Here is a 13,745-nt window from a genome sequence, read left to right as displayed (position 1 = left end):
GATCGTAGTTAAAGCAACCGGAGTTCACTATGAAACCGATCCACTGGATCAGCGCACTTTGCGCCACCGCGATCCTGTCCACCGGCGTGACCGCATGGGCATCCGCTTCCGACTTGGCCTGGGCGGCCGGCCGCCCCATGACTGCCGGCCACGACCTGAAAGGCGTATCGGCGCAACCGAGTCACCCCCGCAGCCTCCGCGATACGCTGATCGCCGGCCAGGACCTGAGCGGCGTTTCCGCTACGCCCAGCCGCGCCGGCGAGAGCGGCGCGGGGGATGAAGCCAGCAAGGCTTCGGGGCCGCCCAACAAATCGCTGCCTCGGCTCGCCTGAGGCTGTGCCTCCCGTGACGAAAACGCGTTCCGGACTGGAAACCGCAGACCGGCATCCAGGCTCTACCCGCTTCACGCGCTTTGCCAAGGAAACAGACATGAAAGCCCAACACCTTCTTTTGCCCTTTCTCGCCGCCACCGTGATGGCATTTCCCGTCGCCGCAGCCGCACATGGAACCGATGACACGGTCAAGGAGAACTTCTCCCGGGCCATCCCCAACATCCCCGGTAAGACCCTTATCGCGCTGGAAGTGGATTACGCGCCCGGCGCCTCGTCCTTGCCTCACTACCACGCCAAGTCGGCATTCATCTATGCCTATGTCGTCTCGGGCAGTATCGCCAGCAAGGTCGATGACGGACCGGAACGGGTCTACAAGGCGGGCGAGAGCTTCCATGAAGAGCCGGGCTCGCACCATCCCGTCAGCCGCAACGCGAGCAAGTCAAAGCCCGCCAAGCTGCTGGCCGTGTTTATCGTGGACAGCGGCGAAAAGGACCTGACCACTTATGAAAGGAGCGCGAAATGAGACTGGACTACACGAAGGCCGCCCCGGGGTGGCGTGAAGGCATTCGGCAGTGTCTACGGCTACATCATGCAGTGCCATGGGCTGGACGGACGATCACCTGCACCAGTTCATCATTCGTGGCCGGCGATATGGCGAAAGCCGCGAAGGCGCTCTGCAATTTTCCACGGCGGCAACCGCGCTAAAGCTGAGCGCATTCGCTCTGCGCGAGCACGAGGCAACCGGCACTTCATCGTGAACTATGGTGACCGCTATCGGCATGGCGAGCCCATTGCCTCAGGTTTTGTCGAGTCAGCTGTCAACCAGGTGGTCAGCAAGCGGTTTGTCAAACGGCAGCAGATGGCCTGGCGGCCTCGGCACGTGCACAACCTGCTTCAAATCCGGACGGCCGTGCTCAATAGCCAGCTCCGGTCTTACGTTGAGCGCTGGTATCCCTCCATCTCCGGAGAAAAAGACCACCGCCTTGCCGCTTAGTCGGCACCCGGTTTCGCGCGGTCTCCAACCCTTCGCAGCCGTTTAAAGCCACCTTCCTGCAACGACCGCTTCCGAAGAACAACGGCCGAGCGAGGAGCAACTGACAGAAACAGGTAGCAGCGCACTGACTCGAGGTGAGTCTCCATGCAGGGGGACACCGCCGACGCCGAATGCCTGCCGTGTCATGCCTGATCCGGCAAACCGCATGCCGCCGTCATCTTGTCCGAAAACCACGCTTTCAGCGATTTCACCCCTTCCTGAAGCGCGGCCGCATGGGGATGTACCAGGTAGTAGCCACTTGATAGCGGAAGCGCCTTGCCGAACGGCTCGACCAGCGTTCCGGTATGAGAAAGCAGATTTCTCGCTGAAAGATAGCTGGAGCAGGGATGCAAACGGAAACAGGGCAGGAGCTCACGCTCAAGGCGCTGGCGACCTTCGTGGCCGTGGCGCGCACGGGCAGCGTTTCGGGCGCCGCGGCGCAGCTCGGGCTGGCGCAGTCGGCCATCAGCCGGCAGGTCGCCGAGCTTGAGCGGATGTTCGGTGGCGCGCTGTTCTACCGCACCGGGCGCGGCGTACGGCCGACCACGCTGGCTGCGCAGGTGCTCGCCGATGCCGAACCGCTACTGGCCGGCGCCCGGCAACTGGTGGAGTCGGCGCGGGGCGAGGCAGGCAACGTCAGCGGGATGGTCACACTCGGGCTGGTGCCGGCGGTGGCGCCGCTGCTCTCGAGCCGGCTCTACGCCGCCGTGCAGGAACGCCTGCCGGCCGTCCGGCTGCGCATTGTCGAGGGCTATAGCGGGGAGATAGAGACCCGGCTGACGCAGGGCAGCATCGACCTTGCAGTGCTCAACCGCTACCGCGCCGAAGGCAGGAACAGCTACCGGCGCCTGCTCGACACGCCGCTGATGCTGGTGGGCCGGCGTGCGGCCTTTCAGGCCCACTGGCGCACGGTGGGCGGCAGGCCGGCGTCGATCACGTCGCGCCAGCTCGCCGGCGTGCCGCTGGTGCTGCCGGTGCCCCCCAACGCCATCCGCAACCTGCTCGACGAGCTGGCCATCGCCCATCGCATCCCGCTCAATGTTTGCATGGAGGCCAGCTCATCGGTGGTCATCAAGCGCATCATGTTCGACCATGCCGCGTTCTCCGTGCTGCCCTACCACGCGGTCTCGGCCGAGCTGGAGAGTGGCGACTTCGACGGCGTGCCGCTGGCGGACCGCGCCTTGCGGCAATCCGTCGTGCTCGCCACCAGCAGCCAGCGTCCGTTCACGGCGGCCGCCAGGCAGGTAGCGCAGATGATCCCCGGCATTGCCGAGGCTTTAATCCGCGAAGGGAAGTGGCGACAATGACGACGAACGTGAGCCACGGAGAAGGGCTGAACAGCCATTAGGTTGGTGAAAGAACTACCCGAGGTCGGGCTTCGGCAATGGCTTCTACGACAACTTGGGAAGGAGTTCTGCAATGTCCGTTAGATTTCCAGCCGGCATTGCCGAGTTCGGCTTGCTCTACGTCTACCCATTCAAGGCGTTGACGCGATCATCGGCGGTGTCGCGGCTGCGGGTCGAGGGCGATGGCAATGTCTCTCTGGGCGGTGGTCTTTTTCTCCGGCGATGGAGGGATACCATCGTTCAACGTAAGACCGGAGTTGGTTATTGAGCACGGCCGTCCGGATTTGAAGCAGGTTGTGCGCGTGCCGAGGCCGCCAGGCCATCTGCTGCCGTTTGACGAATCGCTTGCTGACCACCTGGTTGACGGCCGACTCGACAAAACCTGATGCAATGGGCTCCCCGTGCCGATAGCGGTCACCGTAGTTCACGATGCAGTGCCGGTTGTTGTCCAGGTAGATGATGAGCTCTTCGAGCTTGCCGAGGAGCTTGGCCTCTTCCGGGCTGGCCTCAGCGTCCAGATCCCAGCCGAGACTTTCCAGTCGGCGCAACGCCGGATAGGGGCAGCCGTGCCACAGGTGGCACTTTGCGCCATGCAGCGCCTTGATCAATACCGCGTTGCTGGGGCCATCGCAGTGTGCCGGCCGGCCCTTGATCATCTGTTCGAGGTTCTGTATCCGCATGGCGATGTGGAACCAATCGAGGACGTACTCACCGCGGTCACCAAAGCCGAGCTGCGCAAACCGTACGGTATCCCCTCCATCCGACAGGAAGGTGACCGGTTGATCGGGTTGCACACCCTCTCGTAGCAGAAAACTTGACATCCGATCGGCCGGGCGGTGCTCCAGCTTGTGCACGTAGGCAAAGGTGTGGCCGGCCTCCTGATCCCGCATTGATTTCCCGACGATCACTTCAAACCAGCCGTCCTGGCGGCGTCCATGGCCTGCCAGCCGCAGGTAGCCGCCGTCAATGCCAACTGCGCGCACCGGGCTGGGCTCCGGGATATCTTGCAAACGGCTGCCCGCAGCTATCTCCTCCTGCTGCCTGCCATCGGTCGCCTGGTCCGCTTCCAGCCTGCGACCGAGCGCGGTCACCTGACGTCGGATCGAGCTGGCCGCCAGGACGTGATCGAGCGGCAAGATCTCGTGCAGCACGTTGACGGTCAAGCCATAGGACATCAGCGCGGCAAACTTGACCTCGAGATACTGGAGTTCGGGGCTGACCCGCTCGGGTAGACAGCGGGCGACCGGACTGAAGGTCGGGGCGTTGGCCATACATTGCCGGCAGGGATAGAGCCTGGGACTGTCAATCGAAAGTCGTCCGAACGGCGGCGGAAAATCAGCCGATGGTGCCCCTTGCAGGCCAATTGCGTACCGCATGTAGGGCAAATGCTGGTCCGTGCAACCGCCTCGGCAACCTGTGCCGCAACCATCGTGCGCTGCAGCCTGCATAGCAGCGCTTTCGCTTCCGCCACATGCAACCCCAGCGATCCGGCATCAAAGGCGGTTCGCTCGAACTGGGCATTTTCGGTGACGGTGGCGGGCATCTCCCCTTCGTCGTGCATAACGACTTGCAACGTGATACGCATGGCCGCCCTCCTCCCGTGAACATCTTGCGGCGACCAGTCTACGCCAGCAGTTGTCGCAACCGGTCATTGACGACTTTCCGGTCGAAGCGGCGGTCCAGCCAGGTCACCCACTGGTCGACCTCATCACGAAGCTCGTCCAGATCGATCGAACGCTCGCGTAAGGATTCGATCCACTCCATGAACTCCCATTCGCTCCACCCTTCTCCAAGCTCCAGATATCGTTCGACCCCGCCGATATCCTCCGGCGGACAGCCCCCGCTTCCTGCCACGCAACGTGGCAACAGCACGCTATCCTGCCTCAGCACGCGCCGCTCGACGCGGATGTCGTGCCGCCACCAGACATTGAAGTCGTACACGTAGAGGAAGGCCTCGTGCTCGCGCAGTGCCAATGCGCTCAGCGTCAGCGCGGTTGCCGCCGTGGAAAATTGCAGAGCACCTTCGCGGCTTTCGCCATATCGCCGGCCACGAATGACGAACTGGTCCAGGTGATTGTCCGTCCAGCCCATGGCTGCCTGGATGACTCCGTGGAGCCGAGCCAGCGTGACGTGCTCGGGAATTAGCAAACGCCGCCAGACCGGCGGGCTCAAGCCACGCAGAGCAATTCGGAGTTGCAGGACGGCGGTAGCCGGCCGAGGATCGGACGCCATGGGCCCATTCTAGGTGGCTCATTGGCCTCTCAGAAACGGCAAGGTCGTTTGCCCCCGCTTTGGCGCGGTCTCCTTATCCTGTGCCACGTGATGCTGGTGCTGCCGTTTGTGCTGAAGAGTGTCTATGTTTCCATGGAAAACCTGGACGCAAGGCTGGAACAGGCGGCAGCAAGCCTCGGTGCGTCGCCGCTGAAGGTGCTTTTCACGATTCCGCTGCTCGCGCCGGGCCTGTTTGGCGGCTGGTTGTTTGCGGCGATCATGTCGTTCAGTGAATTCACCGCATCGCACGCAGACACTGCCGGTTTCCATGTACAACTATGTCCGGGAGTTTGCCGATCCGACGCTGGCTGCACTGTCGGTCGTCTATATTGCCGTGACAGCTAGCGTGCTTGCCTTCGCGAACTATTTTCTGGGCCTGGGGAGAATCCTCAATATCGAGGAAGGGCATTGACCGGCATGCACTGCTGAAAACCGAGAAGCGGTAGGACGAAGTCGCGCAAATCCTTGCAAGGCGAGTGGCCTATCGCTCCTGGACCAGATCGAGGGCGGGCTGGGGAAACGTCAGCCGGCATTCCCGTCCTTGAGGCGCTTGCGGTGTGCCGCAACCTTGGCGCGATTGCCGCAAATCGCCATGCTGCACCACCTGCGGGCGTGGCCTCGCGTGTGATCGGCAAACAACAAGGTGCACCGCTGGCCTTCACAAGCCTTCACATGGGTGAAGTCCTCCTCGCACACGAGTCTGGCGAGTGCCTCCGCGATTGGCATCAGCAGTGACTCCGGCGATTGCCAGCGCCGCTTGGCACGGAAAACCAACCCCGAGTCCGCGTTGCCAACGATCTCGCAGTACTGCGCGTCACGCTCGAGCCATCGGTTCAAAGGCTCGAGTTCGGCCAAATCTCTGGCGCGCAGCGGGTGACCCTTTCTCTCCAGCACAAATCCCCTGAACCACTCACGCATGCCACGTGCTTTGGCGGCGATGTCATCCAGAACCTCGGGCGTGTGCTGCGCCCGCAGCACCACGAGAGCCTCTGCCGGCACCAGTCCAGCCTGTTCCAGCCAGGCCATCAACCCCTCGCCATTGCTGATCCAGTCGACCTGCTCATCCACTGGCGTCGCGACCGAGTTCAGGAAATCGAGTCCCGGCACATCGGCGACGAACATCGCCGGAATCTGGCGGTAGTCCATATGGAAAGACTGCTGCTGTTCACGATGCTTACATCGTAACCGCCAAATGCTACCTTGACAAGTTACGTCCTCGGTTTGTAACCTGTAAAAATGCATCGGATAGGTTACCGAACAGCTGTGCTGGGTCAACCTGTCCGGTTCGAGAGGAACCGCACACTCAGGAAAGGAAAGGCCATGCCCACAGTCGCTTATCGCCATGCGGACGTCGACGGATTCAACGTGTTCTATCGGGAGGCCGGCCGAGCGGGCACGCCCAAGCTGCTGCTTCTGCATGGATTTCCGAGTTCGAGCCACATGTTCCGGGACCTGATCCCCCGGCTGGCCGACCGCTTCCATATCGTCGCGCCGGATCTGCCGGGATTTGGTCTCTCAGACATGCCGAGCCGCGATACCTTCGCCTACACGTTTGACAACCTCGCGAACGTGATCGACCGCTTTACGGAAGTGATCGGGTTCGACCGCTTCGCGGTGTATGTCTTCGACTACGGTGCGCCAACGGGATTTCGGCTTGCGGTCAGGCATCCGGAGCGGATCACCGCGATCATTTCGCAGAACGGAAACGCCTATGAAGAGGGATTGAGTGCTGGCTGGAACCCGATCCGGGCCTATTGGCACGATCCCACGCTCGAGAACCGGGAGGCGCTTCGCACGCTGCTGGCGAAGCAGACCACCATATGGCAGTACACCCACGGCGTCAGCGATGCGGCGTCGGTATCCCCGGACGGATACTCGCTCGACGACTACTATCTGAGCCGCCCCGGCGCGGACGAAATCCAGCTTGACCTGTTCGGCGACTACCAGAGCAACGTCGCGCTGTATCCCGCATTCCAGCAGTATTTCCGCAACCACAAGCCTTCCTTTCTTGCTGTCTGGGGCAAGAACGATCCGTTCTTCCTGCCCGCAGGGGCCGAGGCATTCAAGCGCGACATCCCCACGGCGGAGGTCCGCTTCTTTGATACCGGCCACTTCGCGCTGGAGACGCATGCCGCGGATATCGCAGCGGCAATTTCCGATTTCCTGATCCGATGAACGCGGACTCCCCGAGCCGCTTCCACAAGATCAAATGAGGAACGAAGATGAATGACGACATCGCCCGGCTGGACGCCGGAATCCGCGAGAGCCAGGCTTCCGGTAAAAAGCGAAAAGCTGTATGGGTTGGCTCAATCGCCGCGGCTGCAGTTGTTGTGGCAGGCAGCGCGTTGACGCTTTACGTGGGAGGTTCAAACAAGGTCCAGGCCGCTCCGACCAAGGCACCCATTGTGTCCGTCAGTGCCCCACTCCAACGTGACATCGAGACACGCATCGGCTTTCTCGGTCAATTCTCGCCGGTCAAAAGCGTGGAGTTGCGTGCACAAGTTGGCGGCGCCTTGAAGCAAATCCACTTCAAGGACGGCGATATCGTCCGCGAGGGCGACCTTCTGTTGGTCATCGATCCGGAGCCGTATGAAATCGCACTTGGCAAAGCACAAGCCCAACTCGACAGTGCGACTGCTCGACTTGAACTGGCCGGCCGGGAACTGACGCGCGCTGAAACGCTGAAGAACACCGATGCGGGTACGCAACAAAACGTTGAGCAGCGTCTGGCCGAAAAGCGTGCCGCCCAGGCGGCACTGAACGACGCGAAGGCACACATCCGGGACGCACGATTCGACCTCGAGCGCACGCGCGTCAAGGCACCGTTCACTGGCCGGATTGGTACACACCAAGTTTCAGCAGGCAACATCATCGCCGGCAGTCGCGCAGCCAATGGTCCGACTACCCTGCTCGCCACCATCGTGTCGATGGATCCGATCTACCTGAATTTCGACATGAGCGAGGCTGACTACATGAAGTTCCAGCAGCAGCGCGCGAAGGAGAAGGGACCACTCGCCAACAAGATTGAGATCTCTCTCAACGGCGAGTCGACGTACGACCGCCACGGCACACTGGATTTCATCGACAACACCATTGATCGCTCCAGCGGCACGATCCACGCGCGTGCCACGATCCGCAATCCTGATCTGAATCTGACCCCGGGCGGCTTCGCACGCATTCGGCTGGCTGTATCCAACCCCGAACCGGCTCTGCTGGTGCCGGATGCTTCCGTCCTCGCGGATCAATCGGAACACATCGTCCTCACGGTGGGCAAGGACAACATCGTGACGCCGAAGAAAGTTGAGATCGGGGACATTCGCGGCGGGCTGCGCGTGGTGCGCTCAGGCCTGGCTACCACCGACCAGGTCGTCCTCGACGGTGTACCGTTTGCGACGCCGGGTTCGAAGATCGCGCCACAGCCGGGCTCTATCAAGCTCGCCGAACAGGACTGAAGCCGTGAAGCTCGCTCACTTCTTTATTGACCACCCACGATTCGCCGCGGTGCTCAATATCTTCCTTGTTCTGTTCGGGCTGGCAGCAATGACCACGCTGCCCGTGGCCCAATATCCGGACATTGTTCCGCCAACCATTCAGATTACGACTACCTATCCAGGCGCGTCTGGCGAGACCATCGCTCGCACGGTGGCCACGCCTCTCGAACAGGCCATCAACGGCGTGGAAAACATGTCGTACATCAGTAGCCAGTCGACAGGGAACGGATTACTCACCATCACTGTCATCTTCAAGCTCGGCACGGATCCGAATACCGCGCTGATGCTCACCCGCAACCGGGTGCAGGACACGTTGTCCCGGCTGCCACAAGAAGTTCAGCTTCAGGGCGTGCAGGTAAAGAAGACCATTCAAGCCCTGCTGCTTGGTGTGCTCGTCTATTCGCCGGACGGCTCGCGCAGTGCAGAGTATCTTTCCAACTACATGCTCCGCGTGAGGGACGAAATCGCACGCGTCCCTGGTGTCGCTGACTTCTGGGTACTCGGCGAGCGCCGCTATGCCATGCGTATCTGGATCGATCCGGATAAGGCAGCCGCATACAACATCAGCGCAAGCGAAATCATGGCAGCGCTTCGCGCCCAGAATGCTCAGGTGTCGGCCGGCGCGCTGAATGCACCGCCCGTCGCGAACAGTGCGGCATATCAAGTGAACGTCGAAGCGCTGGGACGTCTGACCAAGCCCGAAGAGTTCGGTGACGTCATCATCAAGGCCGACAACAAGGGGCGTGTCACCCGCATCCGCGATGTCGGCCGCGTGGAACTGGGCTCGGTGGACTATGGCTCCAAGGCCTACACCGACCGCTATGTGTCGGCGCCCTGGTGGGTCATCGCCACGCCGGATGCAAACGTGGTTGAAGTGCAGCGTGCGGTCTGGGACAAGATGACGGAGCTCAAGAAGGATTTCCCGCCGGGTGTCGATTACATGAGGACTTACGATCCCACCAACTTTGTAACGTACTCGATTGAGGAAGTCATTTTGACCATCTTCATCGCCATCGTTCTGGTGGTGGGTGTGGTCTACGTGTTCCTCCAGAGCTGGAGAGCCACGATTATCCCGGTGATTGCCATCCCGATTTCGCTGCTCGGCACCCTTACGGTCCTGGCTGCCCTCGGAATGTCGGTGAATAACCTATCACTGTTCGGCTTCGTCCTGGCAGTGGGGATCGTGGTGGACGATGCCATCGTGGTGGTCGAGAATGTCGAACGCAACATGAGTCTTGGCATGACGCCACGCGCGGCCGCTCGCCGGACGATGACAGAAGTCTCGACGGCTTTGATTGCCATCGCGTTGACACTGTGTGCCGTGTTCGTCCCGACGGCCTTCATCTCGGGGATTTCTGGCCTCTTCTTCAAGCAGTTTGCCATCACAATTGCTGCTTCGACGGCTATTTCTTGTTTCGTCTCGCTGACGCTGAGCCCGGCTCTGTGCGCAGTCATGCTTAAGCCGCACGAGCACACGCATGAAAAGGCTCATGGCATTGGTGCCTCCTTCCGTCAATGCTTCGGCAAGTTCAACACCGGTTTCGAATGGCTGTCGAATCGCTACGGCAGGATGACTGCTCGCCTGGCTCGCGCCGGCATGATTGTCGCGTTGGCGTACGTCAGTCTGATCGGCCTTGCAGGCCTGCAGATGTCCCGCATGAGCACTGGCTTCATTCCTGAGCAGGACATTGGCTATCTCGCAGTGATTGTCAATTTGCCACCAGGGTCAAGCCTCGAGCGTACCCACAAGGTCGTGCGTGAAGTCAATGAAATTGCCCTCAAGACGCCTGGTGTCTCGCACACGTCGGCAACGGCAGGCTTCGATGTCACCACGTCGACCGTGGCGCCAAATGTGGGGACGGTTTTCACTTCCCTGCCTTCGCTCTACGGTGAGCACATAAAGGGTGTCACGGCTGCGTCGATGGTTCAAAGACTGCAGGAGCGGCTGTCTGTCATCAAGGACGCCTATGTCATCGTCGTGCAACCCCCGGCAGTTCAAGGCCTCGGTGCCGCCGGTGGCTTCAAGATGATGCTGCAGGATCGTGATGGGCTCGGACCGCAGGCCCTGGCCAAGGCAGCAAATACGCTGGTCGCCGCAGCGAACAAGGACAAGACGTTTGCTGGCGTCTTTACGCTGTACAACGCCGGCTCGCCGTCGATCTATGCCAATATTGACCGTCTGAAGGCCGAGAAGATTGGTCTGACGACTACCGATATATCCTCTACTCTGCAGCTGTATCTTGGCTCGCAATACGTCAATGACTTCAACTATCTCGGCCGCACCTATCAAGTGCTCGCCCAAGGCGACGAAGCGTTCCGCAAGACGCCTGGGGATATTGCGCGGCTGAAGGTGCGCAATGCAGACGGGGCGATGGTTCCTATCGGTTCCGTGGCCACGTTCAGGGATATGACTTCGCCGTATCGCGTGCCGCGACACAACCTGTTCCCGGCAGCAGAAGTGATGGGTGTCGCAGCGCCGGGGGTGGCTTCCGGTACAGCGATAAAGCGCATGGAGGAGCTTGCCAGGGAAGTGTTGCCGCCAGGCATCGGCTTCGAGTGGACCGACCTTGCATATCAGCAGCAGCAGCACGGTACCCCGACGATTGCCATTTTCGCTGCTGCGGCCCTGTTCGTATTCCTCGTGCTGGCCGCGCAATACGAAAGCTGGAAGACGCCGTTGGCCATCGTCCTGATTGTTCCGATGTGCTTGCTTGCATCGTCCTCGGGCCTGCAACTGCGCAATATGCCGATCGACATCCTGGCCCAGATTGGATTCGTGGTGCTCCTTGGACTAGCGGCGAAGAACGCGATTCTCATCGTCGAATTCGCCAAGCAACGGCAGGATGAGGATGGTGCAAACGCAGAAGATGCGGCAGTGCAATCGGCTCGGACTCGCCTGCGCCCGATTCTGATGACATCGTTCGCCTTCATCGCCGGTGTGGCACCGCTGGTCGTAGCCACCGGCGCCGGTTCTGAGATGCGCCAGTCTCTCGGTACCGCGGTGTTCTTCGGAATGCTCGGTGTGACGATCTTCGGTCTGCTGTTCACGCCTGCCTTCTACAGCATGATCCACCGAGTCCGTAACAAACCGGCTGTGTCGGACGTCATGAACCGACTCGGCATTGGGAGGTCAGCATGACCCGCATTCCGTCGAAGCTGTCCAAGACAGCCGTAGGCACCCTGTTGTTGAACGCACTGCTGGCAGGCTGCGCCGTCGGCCCCGACTACACATCGCCGCCAACAAACGATATGACGCCGTTCCACAGCACGGCCGCCGCAGCGAATAAAGCAGCACCGGCGCCATCACTGGAGAACTGGTGGCACGGGTTTAACGACCCGATGCTTGTCAATATCGTCCAGCGTGCACTTGGCCAGAATCTGGATCTGGCGGCATCGATAGCTCGTGTGCAGCAGGCTCGTGCAGTAGCGAGTAGCGCCGGAGCGCAGCTTCTTCCGACTGTGGATTTCGATGCCGCAGCAGGCTATACCCATCAGAGCCTGCGTGGCCCCCTCGGCTCTGTTGCGTCGGGAAGCCCGGCTTTCAAGCGGAACACCCCTTTCTACACGGTTGGTCCGGCTGCAAGCTGGGAAATCGATCTGTTCGGTGGGCTGCGGCGCGGTGCCGCGGCGGCCGAATATGAGGCCATCGCAGCAGAAGCCGATCATGCCGGCACGCGTGTGATGGTCGCGGCCGACGCAGCTGACGCGTACTTACAGATCCGCGGCTACCAGGCGCGACTGGCCATCGCCGGAAGGCAGATTGAGACGGATGAACGTCTGCTACGGCTGGTACGTGACCGCTACGATGCTGGCGCGGCACAGGGACGGGAGATTGCGCAGGCCGACGCGCTGCTGAAGCATGCGTTGGCCTCTGTTCCTCCGCTGCGCATCGGCTTGGAGCAACAGCTCAATCGACTCGATGTCCTGATGGGGGTTCAGCCTGGTACGTATGTACAAGAGCTCGGTGCGGTAAGTGATATTCCGGCAGTTCCTGGAGTGCCTGCGGATGCTGAGCCACAGGAGGTGTTGCGTCGTCGTCCCGACATCATTGCTGCGGAGCGCCGTCTGGCTGCATCGAGCGAGCGCATCGGGGTAGCGATCTCCGACTACTACCCCAAGATTTCACTGTCTGGCGCTCTGGGATTCGACAGTCTGAACGCTGCGAAGCTCTTCACTTCCTCCGCCTTCACGGCGACGGGTGGCGGTGCGTTGCGCTGGAGACTGTTCGATTTCGGCAAGGTGGACGCAGAGGTGGCTCAGGCACGCGGCGCCAATGCCGAGGCGCTGGCGCTCTATCGCAAGACTGTACTTCGCGCTGCCGAAGACGTGGAGAACGCATTCACCGCCCTGACTCAGACCGAGATTCATGTGGTCCAGCTTCGGAATGAGGTTCAAGCGCTTGTGAAGTCCCGTGACCTGTCGGAGCAAGCGTATCGCGCCGGATCCATCACGTTGACTGATGTTCTGATCGCCGATCGCCAACTATTGACCGCACGCGATGAGCTGGAAGCAAAACGCGCAAATGCTGCGAGAGCCGCCGTTGGCGTGTTTCGTGCACTCGGTGGTGGATGGGAGCCCGCGCCGACGAATGGAACGAAAGCTAGCTGACCGCAAGGAAGATAACGGCGGCATCCGCCGTCGGTGGGTTGCTGCAATCCCGGCCGATTGCCCACCGCCAGGCCACGGCTGTCTCTGACCGACCCTGTCTGAGACAGTCGCATTGCTCGACGCGAACAACCGCTCTTTGTTCGATGACCTACCGCGCACCGCCCAAGGACTGCATCACCTTCGCGTGGTGACGACGCGATAAGGACAACGTTATCGCACCTTATCGCCGCCTACCGCCTACCGCCTACCGCCTACCGCCTACCGCCAACGCCGATTCCGGATTTCCACACACCCCGCGACACACATAGGTTTGGCAGCGTACACCACCCGCAGCCAGTCAAGGCTGGCCTCGGAACGCAAAGGCCCGGGGCTTCGCTCTCCCGATCCATAGCCGTCATCGGAGCGCGTGCTGTGCCGCCGCAATGAGCGGCTCGATAAAAGGGCTTTCCAGATCGCGGCGCCGGCAGACGGCTAACTCCAGGCTCTCTCTATTCAGGTAGATACCCAAGGAAATCAGTAGCGTCCGGCATTCGGAATGGCAAAGGGCGAATGGTTTTACGTCTGACAGACGCCTTGGTTGGTGGGAAGATCTTCCTGTCCGGCGTAGTCACAGTTGTGCAGGGGAGCTAAGCGAGGCCTTGCGATGTGGGTCATCCCTTAGCGC

At 61.1% G+C, this 13,745-nt stretch carries 10 protein-coding genes and 3 pseudogenes; 10 read left to right on the top strand and 3 right to left on the bottom strand.

Going from position 1 to position 13,745, the window contains the following annotated elements; translation table 11 throughout:
• Positions 1 to 29 precede the first annotated feature (29 nt).
• The 5 genes and pseudogenes from E0W60_RS29470 to E0W60_RS29455 all read left to right on the top strand — a co-directional run bounded on the left by E0W60_RS29470 (position 30) and on the right by E0W60_RS29455 (position 2,672).
• Complete coding sequence (locus E0W60_RS29470; RefSeq protein ID WP_135706514.1) at positions 30 to 332, top strand: hypothetical protein; 303 nt, start codon at positions 30 to 32, stop codon at positions 330 to 332.
• Between the two features lie 97 nt (positions 333 to 429).
• Positions 430 to 855 carry a cupin domain-containing protein gene (locus E0W60_RS29465; protein ID WP_135706513.1) on the top strand — a complete coding sequence of 142 codons (426 nt, stop codon included), beginning with the start codon at positions 430 to 432 and terminating at the stop codon, positions 853 to 855.
• A 76-nt stretch (positions 856 to 931) separates the two neighbouring features.
• Positions 932 to 1,090: a plasmid pRiA4b ORF-3 family protein gene (locus tag E0W60_RS37130; protein ID WP_167884621.1), complete on the top strand. Its 159-nt coding sequence runs from the start codon at positions 932 to 934 to the stop codon at positions 1,088 to 1,090.
• Positions 1,072 to 1,326: pseudogene (locus E0W60_RS29460) on the top strand (ISKra4-like element ISBte1 family transposase); the annotation flags it as partial. The gene E0W60_RS37130 and the pseudogene E0W60_RS29460, both read left to right, overlap by 19 nt.
• Positions 1,327 to 1,712: 386 nt before the next feature.
• Positions 1,713 to 2,672 carry a LysR family transcriptional regulator gene (locus E0W60_RS29455; RefSeq protein ID WP_135706512.1) on the top strand — a complete coding sequence of 320 codons (960 nt, stop codon included), beginning with the start codon at positions 1,713 to 1,715 and terminating at the stop codon, positions 2,670 to 2,672.
• A gap of 170 nt (positions 2,673 to 2,842) precedes the next feature.
• Here E0W60_RS29455 and E0W60_RS29450 read toward each other — a convergent pair.
• Positions 2,843 to 4,296 (bottom strand): annotated as a pseudogene (locus E0W60_RS29450) (ISKra4 family transposase).
• Positions 4,297 to 4,334: 38 nt separating this feature from the next.
• Positions 4,335 to 4,943 (bottom strand): plasmid pRiA4b ORF-3 family protein, encoded by a 609-nt coding sequence (locus E0W60_RS29445; RefSeq protein WP_135706511.1) that lies wholly within the window; start codon positions 4,941 to 4,943, stop codon positions 4,335 to 4,337.
• Positions 4,944 to 5,009: 66 nt separating this feature from the next.
• Here E0W60_RS29445 and E0W60_RS29440 point away from each other — a divergent pair.
• Positions 5,010 to 5,394: pseudogene (locus E0W60_RS29440) on the top strand (ABC transporter permease); the annotation flags it as partial.
• Between the two features lie 110 nt (positions 5,395 to 5,504).
• On the opposite strand, the gene E0W60_RS29435 reads toward E0W60_RS29440, so the two are convergent.
• Positions 5,505 to 6,128: a CGNR zinc finger domain-containing protein gene (locus E0W60_RS29435; protein ID WP_135706510.1), complete on the bottom strand. Its 624-nt coding sequence runs from the start codon at positions 6,126 to 6,128 to the stop codon at positions 5,505 to 5,507.
• A gap of 174 nt (positions 6,129 to 6,302) precedes the next feature.
• Here E0W60_RS29435 and E0W60_RS29430 point away from each other — a divergent pair, with 174 nt between their 5' ends.
• From E0W60_RS29430 to E0W60_RS29415, 4 genes are read left to right on the top strand one after another with little or no spacing between them, the layout of a single operon-like run.
• Positions 6,303 to 7,157 (top strand): alpha/beta fold hydrolase, encoded by an 855-nt coding sequence (locus E0W60_RS29430; protein ID WP_135706509.1) that lies wholly within the window; start codon positions 6,303 to 6,305, stop codon positions 7,155 to 7,157.
• Positions 7,158 to 7,204: 47 nt separating this feature from the next.
• Positions 7,205 to 8,434 (top strand): efflux RND transporter periplasmic adaptor subunit, encoded by a 1,230-nt coding sequence (locus E0W60_RS29425; protein WP_135706508.1) that lies wholly within the window; start codon positions 7,205 to 7,207, stop codon positions 8,432 to 8,434.
• A 4-nt stretch (positions 8,435 to 8,438) separates the two neighbouring features.
• Positions 8,439 to 11,612, top strand: coding sequence for an efflux RND transporter permease subunit (locus tag E0W60_RS29420; RefSeq protein WP_135706507.1), 3,174 nt, complete (start codon positions 8,439 to 8,441; stop codon positions 11,610 to 11,612).
• Positions 11,609 to 13,081 carry an efflux transporter outer membrane subunit gene (locus E0W60_RS29415; protein ID WP_135706506.1) on the top strand — a complete coding sequence of 491 codons (1,473 nt, stop codon included), beginning with the start codon at positions 11,609 to 11,611 and terminating at the stop codon, positions 13,079 to 13,081. The genes E0W60_RS29420 and E0W60_RS29415 overlap by 4 nt, the downstream gene beginning before the upstream one ends.
• Positions 13,082 to 13,745: the final 664 nt, after the last annotated feature.

The sequence above is a fragment of the Cupriavidus oxalaticus genome, assembly GCF_004768545.1.
Taxonomy (GTDB): Bacteria; Pseudomonadota; Gammaproteobacteria; order Burkholderiales; family Burkholderiaceae; genus Cupriavidus; species Cupriavidus oxalaticus_A.
The sequence above is the reverse complement of the archived record's forward strand: the minus strand, read 5'-3'. Positions and strand labels throughout refer to the sequence as shown.